General features: G+C 60.6%; 24 protein-coding genes and 2 pseudogenes. 13 read left to right on the top strand and 13 right to left on the bottom strand.

What is annotated here, in order from left to right:
• Nucleotides 1-165 precede the first annotated feature (165 nt).
• A pseudogene (locus tag EVC45_RS38805) lies at nucleotides 166-714 on the bottom strand (GTP-binding protein); the annotation flags it as partial.
• 416 nt (nucleotides 715-1,130) lie between these two features.
• Nucleotides 1,131-1,319, bottom strand: a complete 189-nt coding sequence (locus tag EVC45_RS38800; RefSeq protein WP_129963410.1) for a hypothetical protein — start codon at nucleotides 1,317-1,319, stop codon at nucleotides 1,131-1,133.
• A 282-nt stretch (nucleotides 1,320-1,601) separates the two neighbouring features.
• On the opposite strand from EVC45_RS38800, the gene EVC45_RS38795 reads away from it, so the two are divergent.
• The 3 genes and pseudogenes from EVC45_RS38795 to EVC45_RS47180 form a co-directional block, all read left to right on the top strand.
• Complete coding sequence (locus EVC45_RS38795; protein WP_129963409.1) at nucleotides 1,602-2,552, top strand: choline ABC transporter substrate-binding protein; 951 nt, start codon at nucleotides 1,602-1,604, stop codon at nucleotides 2,550-2,552.
• Nucleotides 2,553-2,686: 134 nt separating this feature from the next.
• Nucleotides 2,687-4,333, top strand: coding sequence for an APC family permease (locus EVC45_RS38790; RefSeq protein WP_129963408.1), 1,647 nt, complete (start codon nucleotides 2,687-2,689; stop codon nucleotides 4,331-4,333).
• An 88-nt stretch (nucleotides 4,334-4,421) separates the two neighbouring features.
• A pseudogene (locus tag EVC45_RS47180) lies at nucleotides 4,422-4,695 on the top strand (IS5/IS1182 family transposase); the annotation flags it as partial.
• A 205-nt stretch (nucleotides 4,696-4,900) separates the two neighbouring features.
• Here the strand turns inward: EVC45_RS47180 and betA are convergent.
• The 3 genes from betA to betI are packed head-to-tail and all read right to left on the bottom strand — an operon-like array spanning nucleotide 4,901 to nucleotide 8,762.
• Nucleotides 4,901-6,646, bottom strand: a complete 1,746-nt coding sequence (betA, locus tag EVC45_RS38780; protein ID WP_168991621.1) for a choline dehydrogenase — start codon at nucleotides 6,644-6,646, stop codon at nucleotides 4,901-4,903.
• 11 nt (nucleotides 6,647-6,657) lie between these two features.
• The gene (betB, locus tag EVC45_RS38775) at nucleotides 6,658-8,127 is read right to left on the bottom strand and encodes a betaine-aldehyde dehydrogenase (protein ID WP_129963406.1); all 1,470 of its coding nucleotides are present in this window, start codon (nucleotides 8,125-8,127) and stop codon (nucleotides 6,658-6,660) included.
• 20 nt (nucleotides 8,128-8,147) lie between these two features.
• Nucleotides 8,148-8,762, bottom strand: coding sequence for a transcriptional regulator BetI (gene betI / locus EVC45_RS38770; protein ID WP_129963405.1), 615 nt, complete (start codon nucleotides 8,760-8,762; stop codon nucleotides 8,148-8,150).
• A 346-nt stretch (nucleotides 8,763-9,108) separates the two neighbouring features.
• On the opposite strand from betI, the gene EVC45_RS38765 reads away from it, so the two are divergent.
• From EVC45_RS38765 to EVC45_RS38750, 4 genes are all read left to right on the top strand, one after another.
• Nucleotides 9,109-10,251: a porin gene (locus tag EVC45_RS38765; RefSeq protein ID WP_129963404.1), complete on the top strand. Its 1,143-nt coding sequence runs from the start codon at nucleotides 9,109-9,111 to the stop codon at nucleotides 10,249-10,251.
• An 876-nt stretch (nucleotides 10,252-11,127) separates the two neighbouring features.
• The gene (locus EVC45_RS38760; RefSeq protein ID WP_168991620.1) at nucleotides 11,128-12,327 is read left to right on the top strand and encodes a Rieske 2Fe-2S domain-containing protein; all 1,200 of its coding nucleotides are present in this window, start codon (nucleotides 11,128-11,130) and stop codon (nucleotides 12,325-12,327) included.
• 46 nt (nucleotides 12,328-12,373) lie between these two features.
• On the top strand, nucleotides 12,374-12,610 hold the full coding sequence (locus tag EVC45_RS38755) for a hypothetical protein (RefSeq protein ID WP_129963402.1): 237 nt from the start codon (nucleotides 12,374-12,376) through the stop codon (nucleotides 12,608-12,610).
• Nucleotides 12,607-13,860, top strand: coding sequence for an NAD(P)/FAD-dependent oxidoreductase (locus EVC45_RS38750; RefSeq protein WP_211193548.1), 1,254 nt, complete (start codon nucleotides 12,607-12,609; stop codon nucleotides 13,858-13,860). Before EVC45_RS38755 ends, EVC45_RS38750 begins: the two co-directional genes overlap by 4 nt.
• A gap of 123 nt (nucleotides 13,861-13,983) precedes the next feature.
• Here the strand turns inward: EVC45_RS38750 and EVC45_RS38745 are convergent, their stop codons facing one another.
• Both EVC45_RS38745 and EVC45_RS38740 read right to left on the bottom strand, forming a co-directional pair.
• On the bottom strand, nucleotides 13,984-14,907 hold the full coding sequence (locus tag EVC45_RS38745; RefSeq protein ID WP_129963401.1) for a LysR family transcriptional regulator: 924 nt from the start codon (nucleotides 14,905-14,907) through the stop codon (nucleotides 13,984-13,986).
• 153 nt (nucleotides 14,908-15,060) lie between these two features.
• Nucleotides 15,061-15,744 (bottom strand): TetR/AcrR family transcriptional regulator, encoded by a 684-nt coding sequence (locus EVC45_RS38740; protein ID WP_129963400.1) that lies wholly within the window; start codon nucleotides 15,742-15,744, stop codon nucleotides 15,061-15,063.
• Nucleotides 15,745-16,343: 599 nt separating this feature from the next.
• On the opposite strand from EVC45_RS38740, the gene EVC45_RS38735 reads away from it, so the two are divergent.
• The 5 genes from EVC45_RS38735 (at nucleotide 16,344) to EVC45_RS38715 (ending at nucleotide 19,408) form a co-directional block, all read left to right on the top strand.
• Complete coding sequence (locus tag EVC45_RS38735) at nucleotides 16,344-16,676, top strand: non-heme iron oxygenase ferredoxin subunit (RefSeq protein ID WP_129963399.1); 333 nt, start codon at nucleotides 16,344-16,346, stop codon at nucleotides 16,674-16,676.
• 53 nt (nucleotides 16,677-16,729) lie between these two features.
• Nucleotides 16,730-16,987, top strand: a complete 258-nt coding sequence (locus tag EVC45_RS38730; RefSeq protein WP_129963398.1) for a hypothetical protein — start codon at nucleotides 16,730-16,732, stop codon at nucleotides 16,985-16,987.
• Nucleotides 16,988-16,994: 7 nt separating this feature from the next.
• On the top strand, nucleotides 16,995-17,756 hold the full coding sequence (locus EVC45_RS38725; protein WP_168991619.1) for a nitronate monooxygenase family protein: 762 nt from the start codon (nucleotides 16,995-16,997) through the stop codon (nucleotides 17,754-17,756).
• 117 nt (nucleotides 17,757-17,873) lie between these two features.
• Nucleotides 17,874-19,004 carry a porin gene (locus EVC45_RS38720; RefSeq protein ID WP_129963396.1) on the top strand — a complete coding sequence of 377 codons (1,131 nt, stop codon included), beginning with the start codon at nucleotides 17,874-17,876 and terminating at the stop codon, nucleotides 19,002-19,004.
• Nucleotides 19,005-19,033: 29 nt separating this feature from the next.
• Entirely contained in the window at nucleotides 19,034-19,408 is a 375-nt protein-coding gene (locus tag EVC45_RS38715) for a BON domain-containing protein (protein ID WP_248295429.1), read from the top strand.
• A 74-nt stretch (nucleotides 19,409-19,482) separates the two neighbouring features.
• Here the strand turns inward: EVC45_RS38715 and fdxA are convergent, their stop codons facing one another.
• The gene (gene fdxA / locus EVC45_RS38710) at nucleotides 19,483-19,821 is read right to left on the bottom strand and encodes a ferredoxin FdxA (protein WP_129963395.1); all 339 of its coding nucleotides are present in this window, start codon (nucleotides 19,819-19,821) and stop codon (nucleotides 19,483-19,485) included.
• 69 nt (nucleotides 19,822-19,890) lie between these two features.
• A complete protein-coding gene (locus EVC45_RS38705) occupies nucleotides 19,891-21,294 on the bottom strand; it encodes a KamA family radical SAM protein (RefSeq protein ID WP_129963394.1) in 1,404 nt (467 codons plus the stop codon).
• Between the two features lie 225 nt (nucleotides 21,295-21,519).
• Between EVC45_RS38705 and gcvA the strand changes: the two genes are divergently transcribed.
• Nucleotides 21,520-22,431, top strand: a complete 912-nt coding sequence (gene gcvA / locus EVC45_RS38700; RefSeq protein ID WP_129963393.1) for a transcriptional regulator GcvA — start codon at nucleotides 21,520-21,522, stop codon at nucleotides 22,429-22,431.
• Nucleotides 22,432-22,448: 17 nt separating this feature from the next.
• On the opposite strand, the gene EVC45_RS38695 is transcribed toward gcvA, so the two are convergent.
• The 4 genes from EVC45_RS38695 to EVC45_RS38680 form a co-directional block, all read right to left on the bottom strand.
• Nucleotides 22,449-23,039 (bottom strand): dimethylsulfonioproprionate lyase family protein, encoded by a 591-nt coding sequence (locus EVC45_RS38695; RefSeq protein WP_129963392.1) that lies wholly within the window; start codon nucleotides 23,037-23,039, stop codon nucleotides 22,449-22,451.
• Nucleotides 23,040-23,078: 39 nt separating this feature from the next.
• Complete coding sequence (locus EVC45_RS38690; protein ID WP_129963391.1) at nucleotides 23,079-23,801, bottom strand: DMT family transporter; 723 nt, start codon at nucleotides 23,799-23,801, stop codon at nucleotides 23,079-23,081.
• 55 nt (nucleotides 23,802-23,856) lie between these two features.
• Complete coding sequence (locus EVC45_RS38685) at nucleotides 23,857-25,098, bottom strand: Xaa-Pro peptidase family protein (RefSeq protein WP_129963390.1); 1,242 nt, start codon at nucleotides 25,096-25,098, stop codon at nucleotides 23,857-23,859.
• 270 nt (nucleotides 25,099-25,368) lie between these two features.
• Nucleotides 25,369-26,295, bottom strand: coding sequence for a LysR substrate-binding domain-containing protein (locus EVC45_RS38680; RefSeq protein WP_129963389.1), 927 nt, complete (start codon nucleotides 26,293-26,295; stop codon nucleotides 25,369-25,371).
• Nucleotides 26,296-26,638: the final 343 nt, after the last annotated feature.

The raw sequence follows: 26,638 nt of genomic DNA, 5'->3' as shown, positions 1-26,638 counted from the left end.
TCTTCAACATCAACTACTCCAGTTTGGATCACACGTTTTACCCCAACTCTGTGTCCAGAAAAACCGGAGCCGCCGCATGAGGCAAAGAAAGAAACGAGCCGCTGCCTGGCGAGCGACGCCCAAACGCGACTGGCGACATACGACGCTGATTCGGTCGCTTGCCGATCATGATCGTGATCGATCGGTAATCCTGAGGGCCTCGATGCCGTGGATGGTCCTGTTCGCGATGGGCATGATCGCCGTGGAGGTGATCCCCGAGGATTCATGCGAGCCTCGCAATGCTGACGTGACTTCCGGCTTGGTTGCGACTTCTACCTCAAATGCGGATGCTCCGGGGAGATTGTCCCAACTGTCGGGTCCTGCCTCGATTTCTTCAACGCTCAGGAAACATGAATCAAGTTGCTCCTTGAGCATGTCGCAATCGATGGCCTGTCCGATGAATACGATTTCCTGCCGGCAGTCTCCTGCGTGCTCGTCCCATTTCTCCCGGATGCCTCGCCGACGATAATCGTCTCGTGGCCAGGCAGAAGGGAGCATGAATCTTCACCATGTACCCGACATACCCCGTTTGAATTTGCCAGCGCTTTGGACAAGCATGCCGGTATCGAGGTAACGGTTGGCCATCCAGATGTAGCCTTTGCAGCGAAGCAGACGTCCGTTGCGCCACGTCCGATTGAGGAAATCGTGGAGATGTCCCGGATGAAACGGCGCACGTTCGCGATAGACCTACGACGAGATGCCATAAGTGTCCGACTCGGCTGGACGTTCCTCAGTATCCATCTGATGCATCCAGCCCGGCGATTGTACTAAGCTCGGCAAGTCGAATTTCCGCGTGTCAAGAATCTCTTGCAGCTCAACCCGACCGTATGACATCGGCAGGATCTCCGCGGACGGATTCTGCCTGAGGCAGATCAGCGACGCCGCTTTCCGGCCTGCCTCCACGGTCGGCTGGATGACGGGTGGCGGATACACGCACCACGAATCGTCGCAGTGTCGAAAGAAGACAATCACAGGCGAACCCGATGGGCGCGACACGCTCACGCATCGGTAGCGCGGTCCGCCGGGAATCCGTCAGAGCGAAGTCACGTTCGACATCGAATCGCCACATGCGCGAGGCGCGAGCGGGCGGCTTACTGCTGATCGCGCCGGAGCAGCATGCCCGTCTGGAAGCGCGTTGCCAACGTGGCGACCAGGCGTACGTCCGCGGAAGGCTCGATTGCGAGCCATTGCGCGGCATCCTCGATCGCAAGCAGATCAACGTCGTCTCCGCCATGCCTGAGTAATGGCGTACTAACGTGATGCACCAAAGTCGAATCCATGCCCGCATCATGCCGGGATGCACCTTACACGTCTGTAAATTGATCATTCAATTAACTTAAATCCATACCTGACATGGATCTTCGGAATCGGTTGTCGTTTCTGCGCAATTGCCCGTCGCAATTGCTACGTTAGTCCGCTTTTTTCCGGGCAACCATGTGTCTTGGGATGCACGCATCGGCCCGTCAACATACGAATCTGACTAGCCGCGCACCTTCCGCTACGTTCGAGGCGATTTTCATGGACCTGACCATCGACGCTGTTTAATGCCCGAGGAGACAACGATGTACCGATTCCCCCTGCTGCAGACAGGCGCGCTCGCGTGCGCCGCCATCCTTTGCGCCAGTGCGTACGGAGCCGATCCTGCCCAGTGCAAGGACGTGCGGTTCGCCGACGTCGGCTGGACCGATATCGCGGCGACCACCGGCATCGCGTCGACCATCCTCGGAGCCCTCGGCTATACGCCGACCAAAACGATCGCTTCCGTGCCGATCACGTTCGCGGGCCTCAAGAGCAAGCAGATAGACGTGTTCCTCGGCTACTGGTCGCCGACGATGGACCCGATCATCGCGCCGTTCACGAAAGCGGGCTCAATCAAGGTCCTGGCAACGCCGAATCTCACGGGAGCCAAATATACGCTCGCGGTTCCAGACTACGTCTACCAGGGCGGCCTGAAATCGTTCCAGGACATTGTGAAATACGCCGACAAACTGCAAGGTCGCATTTACGGCATCGAGCCTGGCAACGACGGCAACGCGCTGATCCAGAAAATGATCGGCGCCAACCAGTACGGTCTGGGCAAATTCAAGCTCGTCGAATCCAGCGAGGCCGGGATGCTTGTACAAGTCAACCGGGCGATTCGCGAAAAGCAGTGGATCGTGTTTCTTGGCTGGGAGCCGCATCCGATGAACGTTCAAATGAAGATCGACTACCTGGCAGGCGGCGATGATGTGTTCGGCCCCAATTACGGCGAGGCGCGGGTGCTGACGGCGGAACCGCCAGACTATGCTGCACGCTGCCCGAACGTCGCGAAGTTCGTCTCCAACCTTCAGTTCACAACGGCCATCGAGAACCATCTGATGGTGCCGATTGCCAACAACCAGGACCCCAACAAGGCGGCCGCCGACTGGCTCAGGAGCAACCCGCAGGTGCTCGACAACTGGCTTGCAGGCGTCACGACGCTGGACGGCAAGCCGGGCCTGCCTGCCGTGCGCGCCTCGCTGGGTGTGCATTGACATAGCTTGGTCGGTGCCGTTGGCCGCCGCCGAACGATCTGTGCCGGGCAATGACAGGCGAGAGTGCGACGCTCGCGAACATCCCTATTGGCGCGGCAATTTTGGATGATTAGCGTTCAAAACAGGAGGGGCAGATGGAGCAGGCGGGAATCGGTACGAGCGGCACCGAGGAGGGCGCCGCACGCGTCGGTCACGGCAGCGGGCTGCAGCGCGCGCTCACCTGGAAAGATGCGTTCTGGGTGACGAGCGGCGTGCCGGCTGGCGTGCTGTTCACGATCGGTGGCGTTTGCGCGACCATCGGGCAACCGGCATGGGCCATCTGGATCGCATCGATCACGATGGGCCTCGTGCAAAGCGCGACTTACGCCGAGATTTCAGGACTCTTTCCGCACAAGTCAGGCGGCGCTTCGGTCTATGGTGCGATCGGCTGGGTCCGCTACGGCAAGATGATCGCCCCTGTCTCCGTATGGTGCAACTGGCTCGCGTGGTCGCCGATGCTCGCACTCGGCTGTGGTCTGGCAGCAAACTACGCGCTCGCCACACTGTTTTCGCCTGACGCCGCCGTCATCCAGTGGCACTTGACGCTTGTCAGCCTCAACTTCATCAAACCGGGCCTCACCCTTCGCATCAACGCCACGTTCCTGATCGCCGCGGCTTTTCTGCTCGTCACCTTTTGGCTTCAGCATAGCGGCGCGTCGAAGGCTGCGAAAACGCAAAAGATTCTCGGCATCGCTTCGCTCACGCCCCTTTTGATCGTCGGCCTCGTTCCGTTCATTACGGGCGACGTGCCTGCGGAGCATCTCTTTCCGCTGCTTCCGCTTGGGCGCGACGCGCAGGGCAATCTCACTGCATCACACTTCGGCGCATGGAACGGCCAAGGCGTGGTCATGGCGCTGGGAGCGATGTTCATGGCAGGATGGGCATCGTATGGCTTCGAAACCGCGGTCTGCTATACGCGCGAGTTCCGCGATCCACGGCGCGACACGGCAAGGGCGATTTTCTGGTCGGGCGCGCTGTGCCTCGTCGTGATGACCCTCGTGCCGCTCGCGTTCCAGGGCGCTTTGGGGATGCCGATCATGCTCGATCCGCGCATCGGCGACGGCACGGGTGTGGGCACCGCAATGGCCACGATGGTGGGCGGTGGCGCCTGGGTGGGCAATGCCGTCGTGGTCATGCTGATGCTCTCGATTCTGCTGATCGTGATGACATCGATGATGGGATCGTCGCGCACCCTCTATCAGGCTTCCGTGGACGGCTGGCTGCCGCGCTACCTTTCCCGTGTGAACGAGCATGGCGCGCCGACTGCGGCGATGTGGACCGATCTCGGCTTCAACCTCGTCCTGCTGGCGATGTCGGACTATATGACGGTGCTATCGATCTCGAACGTCTGCTACATGCTGTTCGTGTTCCTCAACCTGCAGTCTGGCTGGATTCATCGCATGGACCGTGGTGCGTGGGCGCGCCCGTTCCGCTGTCCGACCTGGCTGCTTGCGCTGGGTGCGCTGTGCGGCTACGCGAACCTCGTGTTCGTCGGTGCTGGCGCGGATCTGCAAGGCGAGGGGACCTTGCGCAATGGTCTTATTGCCATGTTGCTCATCGTGCCGGTGTTCGTTTTCCGTCACTATTGGCAGGACCGCGGGCGTTTTCCCGCAGGCAGTGCCCTCGACATGGAAGTCAGCGTGCCGGCGCGCAGAAGATGGCTGAATCTCGCGCCTTATGGGGCACTGGTTGCGGGGGGGCTGGCGATTGCCGTGTCCCACCGGCTGGCGGGCTTGGTCTGATTTGCTTCAGTGTTGGCGGAATCACGCAGGTAGTCGTCTGGCAACGGGTTGAATACATACTGCCAGGTATTTACCTTTGGGCAACCCCAAGGGTAAGGCGCGCACGCGGTGTGAGTTCTCGGTGCAAGTATCGATCGCGACGACGCCAGGAAAGGCCCGGTCGTTGGCATGCGTTCGACGCCGGGAAATCCGTACGCGCCGTGGAGCATCGAGCGCGGATTACGCGCGATGATCAGACACCGCGCGGCGATTGAGCACGTCATCGGCGACATGAAGACAGATGGCGAACTCGATCAGAACTGGCCCAAGGGAGCGCTCAGTGACGCGACGCACGCGGGGGGCTGTGCGGCGCTGGTCACAACTCATCAGCTCCTCAGGAAGCGGAAGGTTTTCTACGACCTGGTTTTTCCTTCTTCTCTCGCCGCTCTCGCGCGATCCGCTCCCGGCACGTGACGCCAACGCCGGGCAAAGACGCATCATTCAGGACCGCCCAAACAAAGAGGCCAGGATCGTCGCGCGGATCATCGCGTTTCGACGCTGGCCCATATAAATGGACTGTCTGCGCGTTTAAAGTGTCACGCGAGGCGCACGCCCTTTGCCTGCACTTGACGCGACATTGCCCGGCGCTGCTCCGACACGCAGATTCGCTCCTCGCGCGGGCGCGCCATCGGCCACATAGTACGGCGCCGTGGATCGCACAAGAGGCTCGCGTCCACGAATTCGGTCTGCGATCTTCTCCGCGAGCATGATTGTCGGCGCGTTGAGGTTGCCGGTGGTGATGCGCGGCATGATCGACGCGTCCACCACGCGCAGGCCGTCGAGCCCGTGCACGCGGCCCTCGGCATCCACCACGGCCATGGCGTCAAAGCCCATCGCGCACGAACAGGACGGGTGAAAAGCGGTTTCCGCGCGACTGCGCACGAATGCGTCGATCTCCGCGTCGGTTTTGAGTCCCGCGCCGGGACTTAGCTCGCGGCCCCGGAAGCGATCGAGCGCGGGTTGATGGATTATCTCGCGCGTGATGCGGATCGCGTCGCGGAACTCGCGCCAATCGAGCGCTTCGGCCATGTAGTTGAAAAGGATCGACGGATGCTCGCGCGGGTCACGCGAGCGCAGCTTCACGCGTCCGCGACTTGGCGAGCGCATGGAGCCGACGTGCGCCTGGAAGCCGTGCATCTTGATCGCGTTGCTGCCGTTGTAATTGATCGCGACGGGCAGAAAGTGGTACTGGATGTTCGGCCACGGGTCGTCGTCGCGTGTGCGGATGAAACCGCCTGCCTCAAAATGATTGCTTGCGCCGATGCCGGTGCCGCGCAGCATCCACTCGATGCCGATGGCAGGCTGATTCCGCATGAGGAGCGCAGGGTAGAGCGAGACGGGCTCCTTGCACTCATACTGCATGTACATTTCCAGGTGATCCTGGAGATTCTGCCCGACGCCGGGCAAATCGAGCACGATCGGGATGTCGAGTTCGCGCAGCCATGCTCCGGGGCCGACGCCCGAGCGGTGCAGGATCTGCGGTGAGGCGATGGCCCCCGCACAAAGGAGCACTTCGCGGCGCACATAACGCGTCACCTGCGCGGGTCCGTCCAGAAAGACGACGCCGTGCGCACGCTTGCCACTGAACAGGATGCGGTCGGTGACGGCATGCGTCACGATATCGAGGTTCGGTCGATGTTTCGCCTGGTCCAGATAGCCGCGCGCGGTGCTCGCGCGTCGGCCTTTGGCCGTCACGGTGCGGTCCATCGGGCCGAAGCCCTCCTGGCGATACCCGTTGAGGTCGTCGGTGCGCGGATAACCTGCCTGCACGCCCGCCTCGATCATTGCCTCGAAGAGCGGATTGACGCCGGGCTTGCTCGTGGTCACATGAACCGGACCATCGCCGCCGTGATAGTCGTTCGGGCCGACATCTCGCGTTTCGGCTTTGCGAAAATAAGGCAGGCAGTCCGGATAGCTCCATTGCTCGAGGCCTTGGCGTTGCGCCCAGCCGTCGTAATCGAGCGCATTGCCGCGGATATAGCACATGCCGTTGATCAGCGAAGAACCGCCGAGGCCCTTGCCGCGTCCGCATTCCATCCGCCGGTTGTTCATGTGCGGCTCGGGATCGGTTTCGTACGCCCAGTTATAGCGGCGGCCCTGCAATGGGTAGGCGAGCGCCGCGGGCATCTGCGTGCGGAAATCGAAGCGGTAATCGGGGCCGCCAGCTTCGAGCAGCAGCACCGTGACGTCGGGATCCTCGGTGAGGCGCGTCGCGAGCACATTGCCCGCCGATCCTGCGCCGATGATGATGTAGTCGTACTCTTGCGCTGCCATGCAGGACTCCCTCAGTAGACGGGCAGATACGGTCCCATCTCCACCTGGACCGATTTGATGCGCGTGTAGTGTTCAAGTGTCGTCATGCCGTTCTCGCGGCCGACACCGGACTGCTTGTAGCCGCCCACGGGCATCTGCGCAGGCGATTCACCCCACGTGTTGATCCAGCAGATGCCCGCTTCGAGTCGATGAATCACCCGATGCGCGCGCGCGAGGTTCTCGGTCACCACCCCGGCAGCGAGGCCATAGAGCGATGCGTTGGCGCGCGCGATCACTTCGGCTTCGTTGGCGAACGTAAGAATGCTCATCACCGGGCCGAAAATCTCCTCCTGCACGATCCGCATGTCGTCCCGGCAACCGGAAAACACGGTGGGCTGGACGTATTGGCCGTGCGCGAACCCGCCTTCAATGAGGCGAGCGCCGCCCGCTAGCAGCCGCGCGCCTTCGCGCTTGCCGCTCTCGACATAGCCGAGCACCTTGTCAAGTTGTGCCGCGCTCACGAGCGGCCCGAAGTTGGTGGCAGGATCGGTGGGGTTGCCCACACGGATACGCGCGACGCGTTTGAGCACGCGCGCCTCGAATTCGGCAATCACGGACTGATGGACGAACACGCGCGTGCCGTTGGTGCACACCTGACCAGAACTGAAAAAATTGGCCGTTACGGCGATATCGGCGGCGCGGTCGAGATCGGCATCCTCGAAGACGATCAGCGGCGACTTGCCGCCCAGTTCCATCGTCACTTCCTTCAGCGTGGAACCGCCCGCGGCCGCCATGACTTTTTTGCCCGTTTCGACTCCACCCGTAAACGAAATTTTTTCGATGCCGGGATGCATGCTCAGCATTGCGCCAACGCGGCCGTCGCCATGGACCACGTTTAGCACGCCAGGCGGCACGCCTGCCTCGATATAGATTTCAGCGAGTTTTGAGGCCGAAAGCGGTGTGATTTCGCTCGGCTTGAAGATCATCGCGTTGCCGGCGGCGAGCGCGGGCGCCGATTTCCAGCAGGCAATCTGTAGCGGATAGTTCCACGCGCCGATGCCCGCCGTGACGCCCAACGGTTCGCGCCGTGTGTAGATGAACGACGTCTCGCGCAGAGGAATCTGCTGGCCTTCGAGTGCGGGCGCAAGACCGGCGTAGTACTCGATCACGTCGGCGCCCGTGGCGATGTCCACGGTGCTTGTCTCGGCGATCGGCTTGCCCGTGTCACGTGTTTCGAGCGCCGCGAGGACGTCGTTGCTGGCGCGCAGCAGTTCGACCGCACGCCGCATCACGCGCGAGCGCTGCATCGCTGTCATGGCCGCCCAGGCGCGCTGGCCGGCATGGGCAGACTGCACGGCGCGGTCGATATCGGCGGCGCTTGCCTGTTGCACCGTGGCGAGCCTGGTGCTGGTGGCGGGATCGTAGGTGTCGAATGTCTCGCCGCTGGTGGCGTCGGTGTAAGCGCCGTCGATGAAGAGGCGCTCCAGGGGATAAACAGGCATAGCAGTAACTCCGGGCCGGGTTATTTGGCCGACTTGCCCGCGCGCGGCTTGGCGCGCGCCTCGAGCAGCAGGTCGATGTAGTCGTTGGCGACGCGCAGCGCGGCCCTCGTGTCGAACGGCTCGCCCGTGAGCGCGCCGCGCAGCCAGAGGCCGTCGATCATCGCGGCGAGGCCGCTCGCGGCGCGCCGTGCCGCTGCGGCCGGCAATACCTTTTCGAACTCCGCGCAGAGATTCGAATGGAGCCGACGCGTGTTGACGCGCTGCAGTCGGCGCAGCGCGGGCTGATGCATGCTCTCGGTCCAGAACGCGAGCCACGTCTTCATGACGGGCGCATTCACCTGCGAGACGTCGAAATTGGCCGCGACGATTGCGCGCAAGCGGGCACGCGGCTCGTCCTTCGCGGCGAGACGCCGGCGTACGGTGGCCTCCCAGAGGTCGTGCAACACGTGGCGCATGGTGGCTTCGAGCAGACCGTCCTTGCCGCCGAAGTAATGGCTGACGATGCCAGTTGAGGTGTTCGCGTACTGCGCGACGGTCGCCAGCGTCGTGCCAGAGAGGCCGGACTGATCAATCGACTGCAGGGTGGCGTCAATGAGTTGCGCGCGACGCACGTCGCGCATTCCGATCTTGGGCATGGTAACTAAGGGCGCTCCACTAAAGTTTTCACTCTAGGCATTTTTTATTGAATGTTCAATCGATAAAAATGCCGCTGTGGCGGGGTCGGCGGAATTTCTACGATCCACGTCGGATTGCCGATGATCGTGCTGACGGATCCCCTTGCGAAGCCCGCCACGTAACGGATAGCGCCTGTTTTACGGGACTTTTTGCGGGTTGCGCATGTCGCGCTGGCGCCATCTCGCGTCGTATCAGCGCAAGTCGGCCGCTATTTGGACTTGTACGTTTTGTCGACCGCGCAGGTTTCGTGATCCGTTGGCGCGGCCCCCGACAACCTGTACCGCGAGACTGGAGAGATCCGAAATCATGAGAAAGATGAATGTTGCGTCACTCACCGGCGTTGCGCTGGCATTGGCTGCTGTCTCGAACGCAGGCCATGCCCAAAGCAGCGTCACCCTGTACGGGATCATCGATGCAGGCGTAACGTACGTGAGCAACGCAGGCGGCTCGTATCAAGTGAAATTCGACGACGGCATTGCCCAGGCGAACCGCTGGGGACTCAGGGGCATCGAGGATCTCGGCGGCGGGCTGAAGGCGGTGTTCGAGCTGGAGAGCGGCTTCCATCTCGGCAACGGTCAGATCGCCAACGGCGGTTCACTGTTCGGCCGCGCCGCGTATGTCGGACTCCAGAACAATTGGGGAACGCTTACGTTCGGCAACCAGGCCGACATGACGCAGGAGTTCGTCTACCTCTACAACGTCACGGCGTGGGCGAGCGGCTATGCGATTAACCAGGGCGACTTCGATCGTATGAACGGCGATCATCTGCCGAATGCGGTGAAGTTCATGTCGACCACATTCGGCGGATTCCAGTTCGGCGGCATGTACTCGTTCAGCAACAAGCCCGGCGATTTTCACACCGGGAGCGCGTGGAGCGTTGGCGCGCAGTACCAGAACGGCGCGTTCGCGATGGGCACCGCGTACACCCAGCTGAACAATCCGTCGGGCATTTACGCGTTCGACCCCTACGCCATGATCGGGGTGCGCACGTTCTTCGGGCAGCCGACGGTAAGCGTAGATCCGGCAACGGGCGCCGTCACCTCTCTGTATGCGAACACGCCGTTCCCGGTGGACAAGCAGGCGACCTTCGGCGTAGGCGCGAGCTACGCGCTCGGCAACGTCACGCTGATGGGCGCCTTCACGTACACCCAGATCAAGGCGTTCGGCGAGAGCGAGCATATGCAGGTTGGCGAGGGCGGCGCCAACTGGCAGGTGACACCGGAAATGAGCGTGGCTGGCGGCTACCAGTACACGCACTTCGACGGCCACCACTGGAATCAGCTTTCGGCGGGCCTGCATTACCTGCTTTCGAAGCGCACAGACGTGTACATCTCGGGTGACTGGCTGCGGGCGTCAGAAGGTGTGGACGCGGTGATCGGTTACAGCTTCACGCCTTCTTCGACCACCACGCAGGCTGACGTGCGAATCGGCTTGCGTCATCAGTTCTGAGCAGGCTGGTGGGTTCCTCACCGTTGCCGCGATGTGCGTATTTCGTCACCGGGGCGGCGGCTGGCGGAGCCCTCCAAGGCGATGGCGCTCTTGTTCTTTCGGTTATGGCTGCCCGTTTGGTCTACTGGCACTCAGCCTCATCCATGCTGGCGGCGTGAAGGGAAGCAGGATGAATGTCAGCGTTCGACGGGTACAGGTCACCCGATGACATGCAGAACCAGGTACGGCCTCATGCCGCCGCGACAGCAGCCGCGAAGTATGCAGCTCAAGCAGCGTCAATGCCTGTAGACATAGATCAGGGGATCGGCACCTATGACGAGATGGCGGTTTCGTTCAACACCCGTTATCTCGCAGTTCGGCGATGTCAGTGAATCACACACCTCGAGTGAATTGCCTTAATTTATCCGGCTGTGCCCGCTTGGGGTTCAGCCAGACTTCATCCTCCAATTCCCTGCGTCGCTCGTGACCAGCGCCGCGGATAGTACACCCTCGCTTGTACATATTCGCCGTGTCGCGACCGATCCTCCCGGTCCGGCGTTCAAGCTGATTGAGGAAGCGGCGAACATCTCGCGACGTATTCGCGACTGGCCGGTTCGGCAGAAACCCGCGGCATGAAATCGACAGTCCTGGTGCTGCCCATACAGCGCTCCCGACATGAGCTCAGGGATATCTCCGTGTGGGTTGCTGTGATTATCCCGCGGCGCCTGACGGACTTTCCCGCCGCGGCATGTTTATACCTCCCCCCGTGGAGGATTATCTTCACTCCTGCTTTGATAAAACCACGACATTACCTGGAGGAACATGATGCAATCTGCCTACGGACACCAAACCCCACCAGCTGCTTCCGAACTTACCAGCGTCGAGCCGGGCAGCCCAATGGGTGAGCTGCTGCGGCGCTACTGGCAGCCTGTCTGCACCTCGGATGAGGTAACGGACCGGCCGCGCAAGGAAAAGCTCCTCTGCGAAGAGATCGTCCTGTTCCGCGACGGTTCAGGGCAGGTCGGTGCGTTGATGCCGCATTGCTCGCATCGCGGCACTTCGCTCGAGTGGGGGCGGGTCGAGGAAAGGGGGTTGCGCTGCTGCTTTCACGGCTGGCTCTACGACACCCAGGGCCGCTGCCTTGACATGCCGTGCGAGAGCGAGGAGTTTCGCGAGCGGATGAATGTCTGGCAGCCGGCCTATCCGACGCTTGAATTCGGTGGGCTCATCTTTGTCTACATGGGCCCGCCCGGCACCGAGCCGGTATTCCCGGTCTACGACATCATCGACCCGAACGTGGTGGGCGAGGTCGAACTCCGCGGCATGCGGCTCTGGGGCGACCAGGGGATCGGTTACGTCAAGGACTGCAACTGGCTGCAGCATTACGAGAATGTCGTCGATCCCTGGCACCTCATCATGTTGCACCAGGTGATCAGTGGCAACCAGGGGCATAACATGCTCGAGGGCCTGGCGGACGACGCGACGGTGCGGGACATGGCCAGGATCGATTTTGAAAAGACGCCGTTGGGGGTGCGCTTCAACATGGTTCGAGAGTTGCCGAACGGCAATTACTTCATTCGCCATGCCGAATGTATCGTGCCGAACGCCTTCCTGGTCCCCGCCGTCTACGACAGCGGCGCTCGCAAAACGCGCGCCACCGAACTGTCCTGGGTGGTGCCGGTAGACAACGAGCATGTTCGCGGCATCAGCATGGTCGCGTGGCCGTTGCAGGACGGCCAGCCGAAGCCCGGCTGGCGCCCCGGGACCGACATCAGCGACGACGTGGTCCGGCCGGGCGCGGCTTTGGAGCGGAGCTATGAAGAGCGCCAGCGCAAGCCCGACGACCGCGAAGCGCAGGAGGGCCAGCGCACGACTGCCGTGCATGCGCTTGAAAACCTTGGCACCTCGGACACCGGTGTCGTCATGTTGCGACGTATCTTGCGCGAGCAGTTGAAGCGGCTGGAGCGAGGACTCGACCCGCTTAACATCGTGCGCGACAAGGCCGCCGCGCGCGGCATTCCGACTGGGACCTGGAACGCGGTCCTCACCTCCGCCGAAGCGGCCGCCCTTGGCGAAAATGTGGGACGCCTCGCCTGATTTGCCGGAGCCACGTCCCTGGCGTTCGACGCCAGGGGGGTATCGCGTGGCCATCGACGGCTTCGTCGGCATCGCAGGCGAGGGCAGTTGGGTGGCGATGTGCGACACCTGCCTCGTCTATGCCGCGGACGGTGGTCCCGGCAGCACCCCAAAATGGAGCGAAAACGAGATGCTCGAATTCACAGCCTGTGAGCGCCGTTCGAACGGCCGCCTCTCGACCCGATTGGTAGCGTCCGCGGGGAACGGTGGACCCGGCGTGCACCTGATGGACACCCGGATATGATGCCGGACTCGAAGGTTGTCATTGTCGGCGCCGGCCAGGCCGGCTTCCAGGCGGCCGCCTCGCTGCGCAAGGCGGAGTTCGACGGCAGGATTCAGCTGATCGGAGACGAGCCCTGCATCCCCTACGAGCGACCACCGCTGTCGAAATCCTACCTTGCAGGCGAGACCGGGCTCGACGGCCTTTCGCTGCGACCGGAGATGTTCTATCAAAACGAACGTATCGAGCTGGAACCAGGCGAGACCGCGATAGCGATCAACCGGCAGGCGCGACATGTCGAGCTGGCCTCTGGCCGCAAGATTGCCTACGACCGATTGATCCTGGCAACCGGTGCGCGCGTGCGCCCCTTGCGGGTCCCGGGCGCCGAACTTGACGGTGTCTTGCCGCTGCGCACGCTTGCTGATGCCGACGCTTTGCGCTCGCGGCTCGTGCAGGCACGCGACGCCGTCGTGATTGGCGCCGGCTTCATTGGCCTCGAATTTGCCGCCGTCGCTCGTCAGGCCGGGGTGGGGGTACACATCGTCGAAGTCACACAGCGCCCGATGGGGCGCGCCGTCTCCGAGGAGACATCTCGCTTCTACGCGAGGGCGCATCGGGACTGGGGCTCCGAGGTGCTGCTCGGCACCGGCGTCGCCCGTATTCTCGGCAGCGGGCGGGTCAGCGGGATCGAGACCATCGATGGCCGTAGACTCCCGGCCGACCTCGTATTGATTGGCGTCGGCGTCCTGCCAAATACCGAAATCGCTGCGGCAGCGGGGCTGGCGATCGACAACGGCATCGTCGTCGACCAGAATCTGGCGACCGCCGATCCAACGATCTTCGCGGTCGGCGATTGCGCCAACTTCCCCAGCCGCTTCGCGGGCGGCCGCTGCCGCCTCGAGTCGGTGCAGAATGCCGTTGATCAGGGCCACGCCGTCGCTGCGTCGATCGTCGGCAAGTCGATACCCTACGACAAGGTGCCATGGTTCTGGACCGACCAGGCCGATTTGAAATTGCAGATCGCCGGCAACACGGTTGGGCGTGATCATGCGGTGCTGCGCGGCGACCCAGAGAGCCGCAGTTTTTCGGTGTTCTGCTTCCGCGACGGCACCCTGACCGGCGTCGAGTCGATTAACCGGCAGACCGACCACGTGATCGCGCGCCGGCTGCTGCACGCCGACCCGCGTCTCTCGCCGGAACAGGCCGCCGACCCCGATTTCGATCTGCGGGCGCACACCACCAGCCTTCTGCGGCGCGAGCAAGCGCACACATGACCGTCGAGGCCCAGCTCCTGCTTGCCGGTGTGCTGGCGTGGTTAGCCGAGCCCGGCAATCTTCCGCGGGTCGCTGGGCGGCTCGACTGAATGGTGGCGCGGACGGAAAGTGAGGACTCCGGTCTTACCGATCGGGTAAGGCATCAAGCCAGCGCCGCTCGTCGGTGAACCGCTCGATCAGCATGTCGAGGAGCAGCCGGACCTTGGTGCTCACCTGCCGCCGATGGGGGTAGAGCGCGACGATCTCCAGTTCCTGTGTGCGGTAGTCGGGAAGCAGCGTCACCAGCGCGCCAGAGGCCAGAAGATCAGAAACGAGAAACGGGGGGCACAGCCACAATCCGAGTCCTGCAGTGGTAGCTGCGCGCATGATGGTCACGCTGGCGGTAACGAGGTTGCCTGAGACGCGCGTGCTCGTTGGATTGTCGGCGGGATCGATGAAATGAAACTCGTTGCCGAAGATCGAATGGGCGTAAAGCAGGCAGTTGTGGTTGGCCAGATCTGCCGGGTGGCGGGGCGTCGCATGCGTTTCGAGGTAAGCCGGTGCACAGCACAATACATAGTGCCATTTCGCCAGGGTCCGTCTGACCAAGGTCGAATCAGGCGGTGATGCCGGCATGATCGCCAGGTCGAACCCCTCCCGCGCGGGGTCGGGGGGGACGATCATGGTGTCGGTCTGCAAATCCAGCGAGACGCCCGGGTAATCGCCGGAGAAGCGGGTAGCGACCGGCGCGATGAAGCGCACCAGCGCCTGGTGGCAACGCAGGCGCAGCCGGCCGCGCGGGGTCACCTGCAACGCGCTGGTAATCTCGTCGGCCTCGGCTAGTTGCTGCAGGATCTGTGAGCAGCGCTCGTAATACTCGCGACCGATCTCGGTCAGACCCACACGACGGGTGGTGCGGTTCAACAGACGCACACCGAGGCTGTCTTCGAGCGCCTGGACCTGGTTGCTGATCGTCGTTGTCGACAAGTCGAGGCGGCGCGCCGCTGCACTAAAGCCGCCGCTCTCGACGACGCGGACAAAGGAGGTGAGACTGGCCATCCGATCCATGCGTTTCCTCAATCATCAAGTCACAGTTGAACGTCACTCCAATGCTGGAACGCCAGTGCTAATGCGCGACTGCGCAGGAGCGACGCAACAGGCGCTTGCTATGTACATCGATTCTCCGGTCCGCGGATTTTCTGCAAGTGAATGCGCCCAGCGTCAGCCGCTCGAGGCATTTTTCCGGAAAGCACGCAGAAACGTCGTGACCGCATCTTTTGCCCATCGGTCCCGTTGGGCGGCAGACGCTGGATATTCAGGGTGCGTCAGGCTTTGCATTTGTGCTTCGCCACGCACCATATTCACAAAGAGCGAGGCTGCGGAGTCGCGTCCGACGCTACCGAGGTCGAGTTCCCCGCTAGCCTCGGCGGCTTCCAACGCTTCCGCGACGGCATTATTCATGGCACCCGGCCCCGCCAGATAGAAGCGTCTTCCAAGCTCGGGAAATCTCTCGGCCTCGGACACGATTGCCCGATACAACGCCAATCCATCACGCGAAAGCACAATCTCCAGGTACGCCTGCGCTATCGCATTCAAAATGCCTTCAAGGCTTCTCCCAGGGAATCTGCGCTGACGGACAGTTTTCAGAAACAGCTCGCATTCGGCTTCGACGACCGCCACGAACAAAGCTTCCTTGTTGGGATAGTGCGAATAGACAGTCGCTTTCGATACCCCGGCGGCTTGCTGGATCATGTCGGTCGTCGCGGCGCTAAAACCGTTGGCCAGAAAGACAGCTCTTGCGCCGGCAAGAACAACTCGCGCCTTGTCGGACGGAGTCGCTGCTCCATCGGGCGAGGGGCGGTTGCCAAACGTGGTCGTCTTCGAACGCGCTAACAGAATATTCATTTATTCAATGGTTGCTGAAGTAAGGCAGCACGATGAAAAGAGGCTAAACCGATCGGTACGGTACTGTCAATCGAGCAATGTACGAACCTTGTATCGTTTGGTATTGAATCGAATACTGAGTTGAACCGATCGGTTCGAATCTCGCTTTCTTGATGACGGTGGCTTACCCGCCATCCAAGGTGGTGACGGTGCGATCCCGGCTGGCTTTCCGACCTGGCAATCGAGCTAGGCCCACGTGACAGTCATTGGGATACCAAAGCATTTGAATCGCTGAGACAGAGCGTCGCTCGTGCGGATTTGAAGAGGGTTTGGGTTCGCACTGCCGGATGCGCAACGCCCTTTTCGGCCCGTCGATCCGCGCTGGATGCAGATACCGCCAACCTGTTCGAATAATCGTGGGATGCCGGGGCCGGGTGCTCCAGGCGAGGACATGATTTATCCGATTCGCCTGAAGGTCTATCAAGATTGAGGGGGGTTATCCGGTCAGGGAAAGGGATTATCTTGAAGTCAATGCAGACCGGGTGCCACATTAATTTGACCTCCGTCGACTCTGCAGATCGGAATAAATGTCAGGTGAATCAGACGAAAAAAGGTGAAGCATGCCCAAAGGTCAGGATGTTTGTAGCGTGACGGAATTAAAGCCAGGCGACATGAAATGTGTCTTCCTGGGAGCCAGGCGGATTCTGCTCTCTAACGTGGACGGCCAGGTGTATGCGACCAGTGATCTCTGTTCGCACGCATTGGCCTATCTCTCGGATGGTTTCCTCGAGGGCGCTGTCGTCGAATGTCCGCTCCATGGTGCGCAATTCGATGTCACCACAGGAAAGGCGCTGTCGGCGCCGGCAGACGGGGACATCGATACCTACGAGGTCACGGTGACGGATGGCAGGATCTTCGTAGCATCTGAGGAGCAGGTGCCCGCGAAGAGTTGAGGTGCATCCCTGAACTCGATAAGCGCTCGATCCGAGCGTGGGAAATGGTGGATATGTCTTTCGAAACAGCATTGACCCAGGCGCTTGATTTGCGTGTTCCGGTCCTGGCGGCGCCTCTCGGGCGGGGCACAAGCGCGGAGTTTCTCGGAGCGATGGCCGGTTGCGGCAGCTTCGGCTTTACTGCGCTGATGCATATGCCGGAAGAGACGGTAGGCGACGAGCTTGCAAAGATGAGTCGAGCGACGAACGGCCGGTTTGGTGCAAACCTGACCTTGGTCGTTGATCAGCGCAAGAGTTGCCGCTGCAATTGACGCGGGTGTGCGCGTCTTCTCCCTGTGGCAGGGAGATATTGAGCCCTATGTTCAGATCATCAAGGATGCCGGCGGGCTTGTGTTCTGGACAGTGGGTAGCCCCGATGATGCAGCGCGGGCAAAGGATATGGGCGTCGACTTTATCGTCGCCCAAGGGCGCGAGGCAGGCGGTCATCTGGTAGGAAGCGCGCCTGCGATGCCGCTCCTGCCGTCCATCGTTGACGCTGCCAGGGGAGTCCCCGTGGTGGCTGCGGGCGGTATTGCAGAGGGGCGGGGCCTCATCGCCGCGATGGCGCTTGGCGCGTGCGGAGTCTGGATGGGAACGCGTTTTGTCGCGAGCAAGGAGTCGGCCAACCATCGCGGTTACAAGGAGCGCGTTGTTGCAGCCCGGGCGACGGACCTTGTAGAGACCGAACTCTTCGATGCAGGGTGGCAGGAGTCTCCCCATCAGGTGATCCGCAATTCCACGTACTCCAGATGGGAGGAGGCCGGGCGTCCGGCTAACGGTCAACGACCAGGGGAAGGCGAGCGCATATCGAGTTTTCCGGATGGGAAACCACTCTATCGCTATGACATTGCGGCTGCGTGGGACGGCATGGAGGGGGACTGGGAGGCAAGTCCGCTCTATGCCGGCGCAGCGGTTGAACTCATACACGATGTGAAGTCTGTCGCGGAGATCGTTGGGGAAATCGAGGCAACGGCACAGGCGGCGCTTGAAAGAATTGCGGATTTGCGTTCGCGCTTCGTTCGACGCGTTGCGGCTGCTTGACTTGGAATCGCAGCGGGAAAACACCAGCGAAAATGTTAGAGCTGCAGAATAAACAGGAAAGTAAAAGGAGAAGTTGGGAAATGATTTAGAAAAATTAAATTATGATCAGGAGACGATATGAGGTGGAGTGTCAAGCTGCGTGGTGTAGCCGCGCTGTCTGTCTTCGCAAATGCTGTGCATGCGCAATCCTCCCTTACGTTATACGGCGCAATCGATAACGGACTTTTGTATCAGAGCACTTCGGCTTCATCTTTTTCACCCAAGGCACCTGACAACGGGTCGATATGGCAGAACAAGGACGCAGGTTTATATGCCAGTTTTTGGGGAATGAGAGTGATCGAGGACATCGGCGGCGGATACGATGTCAACGTCAAACTGCAAGGTGCCTTTAATAGCGGCAACGGCAAATTCCAGTTATCCGACACGACGGGGGTGACAGCAATCTTCAATCAGGTCGCGTCTGTCGGGATCTCCGGTCCATTTGGTACCGTCAACGCGGGTCGACAGTATTCGCCAATGATTTACGCGATGGTGGACACGGACGTCCGGGCGGGTGCATATTTTGGCAGCATCTTAACCGCGTGGCTGTCGATGAATCAGGCGGCTGGCTGGTCAGGAGCAAACTCGAATCTGCCGATCGGCGCGTTGTTCGACAGCAATGCGGTTGTTTACCAATCCCCCAAATTCTATGGCGCATCGCTTGCGCTCGAGTATGCGTTGGGTGGGGTTGCGGGTCAGGCCCAGGGCGGCTCTCGTGAATCCGCTGTCATCAGGTATTCGAATTTTGGTTTGAATGTGTCTGCTGTTTACTATAACGGTCACGACACAAACCCGACGTCTACGAGCATACCGACGGGTCTCAACAACAACCGGTTCTACTACCTTGGCGCCATGTATCGATACCTGGGGGCGTCCGTTTCTGCGTCATACAGTGTTGGAAAGAATCCATCAAATTCAGCACATGTCGATATCGAGATGATATCGGGCGGACTTGGATATCAATTCAACCCGTGGTTTTCGGTGACCTCCGGTTATTACTATCTGCGGGATCGCAACAACTCGGCCAATCACTCCAGCGCATATTCAATTGGAGCGGACTATTTCCTGTCGAAGAGGACCACCGCATATCTGCAGGTTGGCTACGTCGATAACAAGGGGACGATGAGCCAATGGATCGCCTATGGTGCGCCTGTTGCTCCGGGAGTATCGACGACCGAGGCAATGATAGGGATAAGGCACTCTTTCTGATCTGATTGTTGTATTGAATGGATACTTTTATGAATAGTCACGTGATGCCGAAAGTGCTGCTAATTGTCGTAACTTCTGCCGTATCGATTAGCGTGTGGTCCCAGACCAGCGAGAGTCGCGAAATCTCATCGGGTCATGGCGAGCCTGCTTCCCGGAAACAGATCGTTCAAGCAGAGGGGCGTGCAGATCGCGCCTTGAAAAGGAACATCTATAAGGCGCTGGCAAAGTACGCAGAAATAGACGCCGGCAATATCAGCGTGGTGGCCAGGAACGGGCTGGTCACGCTGGGTGGGACAGTGCGGGATCCGGACCAGATCGGCACAGTGGAAAGCGTCGTGAATCGTGTCCCTGGTGTCCAGGCCGTGGCAAACAAGCTAACGGTTCAGCGTTCGTTTGACGAGTAACGGAACATCGACGGCGTCTGAAGTGGTGCGAACTGCTGACGAAGTTATCCTAACACGTGCACCTCACGCGACGGTTAGCAAGTAACAGGTTCTTTCTGTAGATACCGTAGCTTCGATTGAACGTCTTTCCACTCGTCGGCGTCAGGAAGCGGCGCCTGTCGGGCGTCGATCGCGGGCCACTGTTTGGCAAGCGCGGCGTTCAGTTCAACAAACGCGAGCTGGTCTTCGGCGATGTCCTCAGACGACACGATGGCGTCGACGGGGCACTCCGGTGCGCAAACTCCGCAATCAATGCATTCATCCGGATCGATCACCAGAAAGTTTGGACCTTGGCGGAAGCAGTCGGTAGGGCAGACCTCGACGCAGTCGGTATAGCGGCATCGGATGCAGCTTTCGGTTACCACGTAAGTCATTTGCAGTCCCTTTCAATACAAGTTTATGAAACGCCGGCCCTCCTCGAAGACGGGCCGGCTGGTGATCGTTTACGCGCTGGCCGCTACCACGGGCATCTCGACCGTCGACTCGGGAACATGCCGGCCAGAGTGCCGCGACATGATATGGACAGTCTTATGCGGCGAGTCGTCATCGCTCTCGAAGAAAAATTTCTTTTCGCCGAAAGCGGGAACGAGATCGTGGAGCCACGTCGCGGTCGGATCGAACCTGGCATAGAAGGGGCGGCGCACCCAGTCCGGGTTGCGTGCCTGGAGGAACTGCAGGGCAAACACCTTTTCGCCGGCAATCGTGACGATGCCGTCGATGACCACCTTGCCGGGAAACGCGCTCATCGACGGTCCACGAACCGTACGCGCGAGGCCTGACACCTGCTGATAAGCAGACTGGAAGATTTCGTATGCCTTGGCGAGGGGCAGTTCAAAATAATGGCTGGGCCCGGTATCGCGTTCGACGAACATGTAATAAGGAATGGCGCCAAGCCGCACGCCCGTCGTCCAGAGTTCCACCCACCCCTTCGGATCCTCGTTGATGTGCCGGATCAACGGTGCCTGCATGCGCAGGGTGGCGCCTGTCGAGACGATCCGCTTGACCGCGCGCTGTGCGATCTCGGTTCGCAGCTCCGCCGGATGATTGTAGTGGCCCATGATCGCGAGGTTTTTGCCGGACGCCACGACCTTTTCGAACAGACGCAGCAAGTCGTCGGAGTCTTTGTCGGTCACATAGCGTTGTGGCCAGTACGCGACCGACTTCGTGCCGATGCGGATATTCTGGATGTGCGAAAGCTCGGGTACCAGCAGCGGTTCGATGTACCCGGCCAGCGAACGTGTGTTCATGATGAGCGGGTCACCACCGGTTATCAGAACGTCGGTCACCTCCGGATGCAGCTTGAGATACGCCACAAGCTCGCTCGATTCGCGAGCGTCGAACTTGAGATCGTCCATGCCCACGAACTGCGGCCAGCGGAAACAGAACGTACAGTACGCGTGGCACGTCTGTCCGGCGCTCGGGAAGAAAAGCACCGTCTCCTTGTACTTGTGCTGAAGGCCGCTCACTGGCTGCCCGTTCATGAACGGCACGTTGTGTGTCATCTGCCCGGCCGGGTGCGGATTCATCGCCAGCCGAATGCCGCGAACGGCTTCCTCGATCGCGGCCTCGTCCTTTCTCACGAGCACCAGGTCTCGCAGCTTCGCATAGTCGGTGGGCGAGAGCATGTCCTGATGCGGGAACGTCAGGCGATAGATGGGATCGTCGGGCACCTTGGTCCAATCGATCAGTTCGTCCATCACATACTGGTTGGTACGAAACGGCATGACACGCGATACAACCTGCACGGCCTCCCGCAGCGCTTCGGGAAGGCTTTGCCACTGCGGCGCCTGGCTGATCGTCTGGCGGGTATAAGGTTTGAACTTGGCGGGGAGCGAGTCGGAAGTCATGGCCTGATCCTTCGTGAGGTTTGGAAAGATGCTGACGAACATCGCCCCTGTTACAGGGCGACGACGAATCGAAGCGAAAAAGCTTTCTGCAATGGGAGGCCAATCGAACGGGTGGGTGCGTTCGGCGTTGTGCGTCCCTCGGCAAGTTGGAATTCATTGTGGCTTCGTGGGTCGCGGGCCCGCAAACGATATAAACTCGCAACGTTGTGCGTTTGAGGAAGGAACGTGAGGCGAAGAATTCCCAGTATCGAAGCATTAATTGCATTTGAGGCCGCGGCCCGGCATCTGAGCTTTACGCGCAGCGCCGACGAACTGGCCTTGACGCAGAGCGCTGTCGGCCGACAGGTGGCGAGTCTGGAGGAGTATCTGGGCGTGCCGCTTTTCAATCGCGTCAAGAAACGACTCAGCCTGACGGAGATTGGCCAGATCTATGCGAAGCAGGTTCGCGAGAACCTTGCAAGGCTGGAGCGCGACACGCTGGCCGCGATGGCTCACCGGGACGCCGGTGGCGTCCTCGAGATCGCTGTGATACCGACGTTCGCCACCCGCTGGTTGATACCGCGTCTTCCCCGCTTCTATGCGGAACACGAGAGGGTGACGGTCAACCTGACGACCCGGGCGGAACCCTTTTTATTCACCGACACGCCGTTCGACGCAGCGATCCATTTCGGCGATCCTGTCTGGCCGGGATCCTGTGCAAAGTATCTTTTCGGCGAAGAAATGACGCCTGTTTGCAGCCCTCAGTTACTAAAAGGGCGGGCTGATCTGCAGCCGGACGAAGTCGCGAACTACACGTTGCTCCATCAGTCGGCGCGGCCGGATGCGTGGAGGAACTGGCTCGCCCAGGCGGGCATCCACGACGCCGACTGCATGAGAGGGCAGCGCTACGAGCTATTTTCAATGCTGGTGGAAGCGGCGCGTGCCGGCCTTGGCATCGCGCTTGTGCCGCGATTCTTCGTGTCGCACGAATTGGAGCTGGGTGAATTGATTGTGCCGTGCGATTTGTCCTTGCGCAGCGACAAGGGGTATTACCTCGTCTATCCGGAGTGCAAACAGAATATGCCGCTGGTGCAGGCGTTCGAGCGATGGCTGCTTTCAGAAGCAGGCCGATATGTTCAGCTCGGCGGATGCGGGTAACCGACGCCTCGGCACCGTTAGACCAGCAGACACCACAGCGCGAGCAGCGGCGTTGTTCCCGAACGCATTGCGTGCATGCTATTGCGGGTGTTGTGCAGGCCGCCGCCGATACCCGGATCGAACCAGTCTCCGTCACGTTGCCGGAATTCCCCTGCCGTGAGCAACACGTAAGCCTCTTCCGGCGGATGGTGATGATCGGGGTACCGGGTGTGTGGCGCGAGCAATGAAAAACCTAGCTGGACGTCGTAGCGGCTTTCCATCCCGCCGGGGCCGCAAATCATGCCATGCACGTGCTTCTCGACATAGTCCGTGCTTCCATTCAGTCCGGTAGTCCGCCGCTGCCAACCGATGGCGGGTTCGAGAATCCTGATAGCGCGTGCGGCGTCGCCGAGACCGGATGTGTCATCGAGCAGTGGCGCAAGCGTCGAAGCGAGCAGGTCACAGGCGGGATAGCGTGCGCTGTTTCGCTTGCCGTCGTCGGAAGGTTGATCGAGACGCTGGAATACCTTCGCGGCCAACTGGCGGCCTGCTTCCGGCAGCGTTTTTGCCTGAAACAGATCGCGGGCAACGCGGATGAATAGCTCGAGGTCTTCAGGTCGCTGGTACATGGATGTCCTGTTGAGTTCGTTGCAGAGTTATCGCGCTGATCATTCAAGAGTCACGGCGCTGCGAACGGGCACCGCATCGCTTTGCCTCGCGCGCTGGCGCCCGATCTCGAGTATTGCGATGCTGCCGAGTATCAGAAACATCGCCGCGATTTCCATTTGACCGATCTGTTCTCCCGCAGCCCAACCTATCAGAAGCGCAATCACGGGTGTGATATAGACCGCCCCAGAGGCGGCGACGGCGCCTAGTTCCTGCAGCAGGAAGTAGTAAAGCAGGAACGATGCGCCCGTGCCCAGGAATCCCAAACCAATCACCACGCCTGCGGTGGCGCGCCAGTCCTGCAGTATCTGGCCCATGCCATGGAAGTCGGTCAGGACAAAGAGTATCAGCAATGCGAGGCCCATCTGCCATGTCACGATGACCACTGGGGCCAGGTTGATTGGAGAGAGAAAGCGCCGGACGTAGATATACGACAGACCAAAAACGATCGCGCCCGCGATCATCCAGGCGACGCCCGCGAGGCTGATAGGATCGTCGCTGCTCAGGGCGGACCATGGTCGTGCAATGAGCAGAATGCCCGCCATCCCCAATGCGACGCCGCAGACCATCGAGCGGTTCATCTTCTCGTTGCGCAGGAACAGCGTCGATGCGATCGACGTGAAGATGGCCGGCGAGCCTCCGAGCACGCCGGCGATACCCGACGGAAGCAGGGCGGTGCCCTTTGCCATCGCGAAGTAGCAGAAGGCCGTTGCGAGCGCGGCCATCACCAGGAAGTGATGCAGGTAGCGCGCCTGGGCAAGCCTGCACGCGGCCTGACGCTTATAGCCAATCGGTTTCGAAGCGGAATGTCGAAAGAGGCTTGCAGCCGGAATCGGTCAGCAGCACCTGTTGCTCGAGCTTCACGCCTTCATGGCCGTTTTCTTCGCCGATATAGCTCTCGACGCAGAGCGTCATGCCGCTTTCGAACATGCCGTCATAACCTCCGCCGGACCAGTCCTTGAAATAGGCAACGTTGGGATACTCGTCGACCAGTCCGATGCCATGGGCAAGACAGCTGTAGCGATTCCGGAAGAATTTCTCAGGCATATCCCAACTGCGTTCGGAAAACTCGCGGAACGTCATGCCGGGCTTGATGAGCGCCATATTCGTTTGCAACTGGTCGTACGCGGCGGCATAGAGTTGCCGCTGATTGTCGGTGGGTCGCACGTGGCCGACCGTCCACGTGCGGGAAATATCGGCGCAGTAGCCATAAGGTCCGACGAGGTCAGTGTCGAACGCCATGAGTTCGCCTTGCTTCATCACGCGTGAACTGCATTCCTGCATCCAGGGATTGGTCCGCGCGCCCGACGCCAGCAGGCGTGTCTCGATCCATTCGCCGCCAAGGCGAATGTTTTCGTAGTGCAGGTGGGCCCACAGTTCCTGTTCCGTCATGCCGGGCCGCAGTGCTGCATGCATTCGTTCGATGCCTTGTTCACAGACAGCGATCGCCGCCTTCATGACGGTGACTTCATCGGGCGATTTGATCTTGCGTGCGTGTTCCATCAAGGCCTGACCGTCGATCAGTTCGATACCTTCCTCGCGCAACGCATACGTGCCTTCGGGGTCCAGCCGGTCGACGGCGATGCGGGTTTCCGATGGTGCGTGTTCGCGAAGCAGACCGGCGATCTCGCGCGCCCACTGCCGTGCCCGGCTAGCCGCTTCCGGGCCTGCATTGAAGTAGTTCCAGCAGGTGGCCCCACGAATTTCCGCTTTGACCGCCACGTCGTTCCAGACGTGCTCGCAGTTGTGAAACTCGAATGCGACGACCGGTCCATCGGCGAACACGACGACATAACGAGTCGGATTGCGCCCCGTCCAGATCTGCATGTTCGACGTGTCCGTTGCATACCGGATATTCACGGGGTCGTACATGATGATGGCGGGCACCTGCTGCAAGCGAAGTTGCTGCCGCACTCGTTGCAACCGGTATTCGCGCAAGCGATTCAGAACGCCGGCCGGAAGCCGCTCGACGCCTTCCGTTTCTACGTCCGCTATCGCGTGAATGGTGGAAACCACCGACATGGCTCATCTCCTGATGTTGCTCACGACAGAAGGCAATTCAAACGATGTGCAGCGCCTTCGTCGAAGCGAGCTGAAGTATTCAAGGCACGTGATCGTGAGGCGAGCGCGGTGTCGAAGGTGGGTCTGGCCTTACTCCGGTCGTCCTCGAATTGAAGTATCGAAACGACGGAGAGTACGGTCAACTGCCTTTCTTTTCACGGTCGCATGACTTTGAATCATGCGAAGAGCCGGAGTCGGAAAACGCGCCGAAGAAGAGTGCGGCCTGAGAAGTCAGCGCGGCGCCGGATCGCCCCGCAGCCACTCGATTAGCTGCGTAATCACCGGCGTGATCGTCCGGCCATGGGGAACCACGACGTAATAGGCATCGCTTGGCCGGAACGTCGCGACGTCCATCCGGACCAGCTCTCCAGAGCGCAACAGGTCATCCACGAGGCGGCTCCACCCCAGCGCAATTCCCTGCCCATATCTGACGGCTTGAATCGCATCGGTGTAGAGACTGCATCGCAGCACCTTGTTGAGACGGGCAGGCCGGTAGCCGACGGCGCGAAACCATTCGTTCCAGCCCATCCAGCCTTCGGTCGTGGCATCGGACTCGACGAGCGGCAATTTCGCCAGTTCATCGAGTGACCGAGGCGTGCCATATTCCCGCAGGAACTCCGGCGAACAGACGGCGAAGACTTCCACGTCGAACAGCAAGGTCGAGGTTCCGTCCGGCCAGTTGCCATCGCCGTAGCGCACGGCGACGTCGACTTCTACATGCCGAAGGTCCGCGGTAAACATGTCAGTTGACAGCCGCAGCTGCAAGGGGGGATTCAGCTTCTTCAGTTTCGCGAGCCGCGGCAACAGCCGGAATTGCGAAAAGGCGGCCGTTGACACCAGCACCAGTTCTCTCAGTTCGGTTCCCGTCACCAGACGATCGAACACGCCGGCGATTTTTTGCATGGACTCGGCGACGACCATGTACAGCGCTTCGCCTTCACTTGTCAGACTAATCGAACGGTGCAGCCGGTGAAACAGCTGAACGCCGAGCGTCTCTTCAAGGAATCGGACCTGTCTACTCACCGCGGACTGCGTGACACCCAGTTCGCTCGCCGCATAGGTGAAACTCCCGAGACGAGCCACCGCTTCAAACTCGACAAGGGCGGTCAGCGACGGAACGATCCGACGGTAGCCTTTCGTTGCTTTGGTAGTTTTCATCAGCTGTCACATCTGTCGACGGGTGCACGAAGTGGGGCGGAGCTTGCGGTGAACCTTCTTTTTCTCAGGCGAAACCCTCATTTGGGAACCGGTACTTGAGACGCGGTTCGGAAGCCCGATCCCACGTCCATTTTCGCATGATTTAAACGAATGTGAACCGGCTTATAAAGCGCGTTGACGGTGCGTTTTGACGGTCCAATACTCAACGCCATACCAGTGCCGCAGCGCTACGAAACGTTCTCATCAAGAGGCCAACCATGTCAGAAGTTCAGATTCAAACGCATCGCGAACTAATCGATTGCCGCAAGAAGGGACACGGAATGCCCGGCGAGTTGTTCGGCCG

This window comes from Paraburkholderia sp. UYCP14C (assembly GCF_004197395.1).
Lineage (GTDB): Bacteria > Pseudomonadota > Gammaproteobacteria > Burkholderiales > Burkholderiaceae > Paraburkholderia.
The sequence above is the reverse complement of the archived record's forward strand: the minus strand, read 5'-3'. Positions and strand labels throughout refer to the sequence as shown.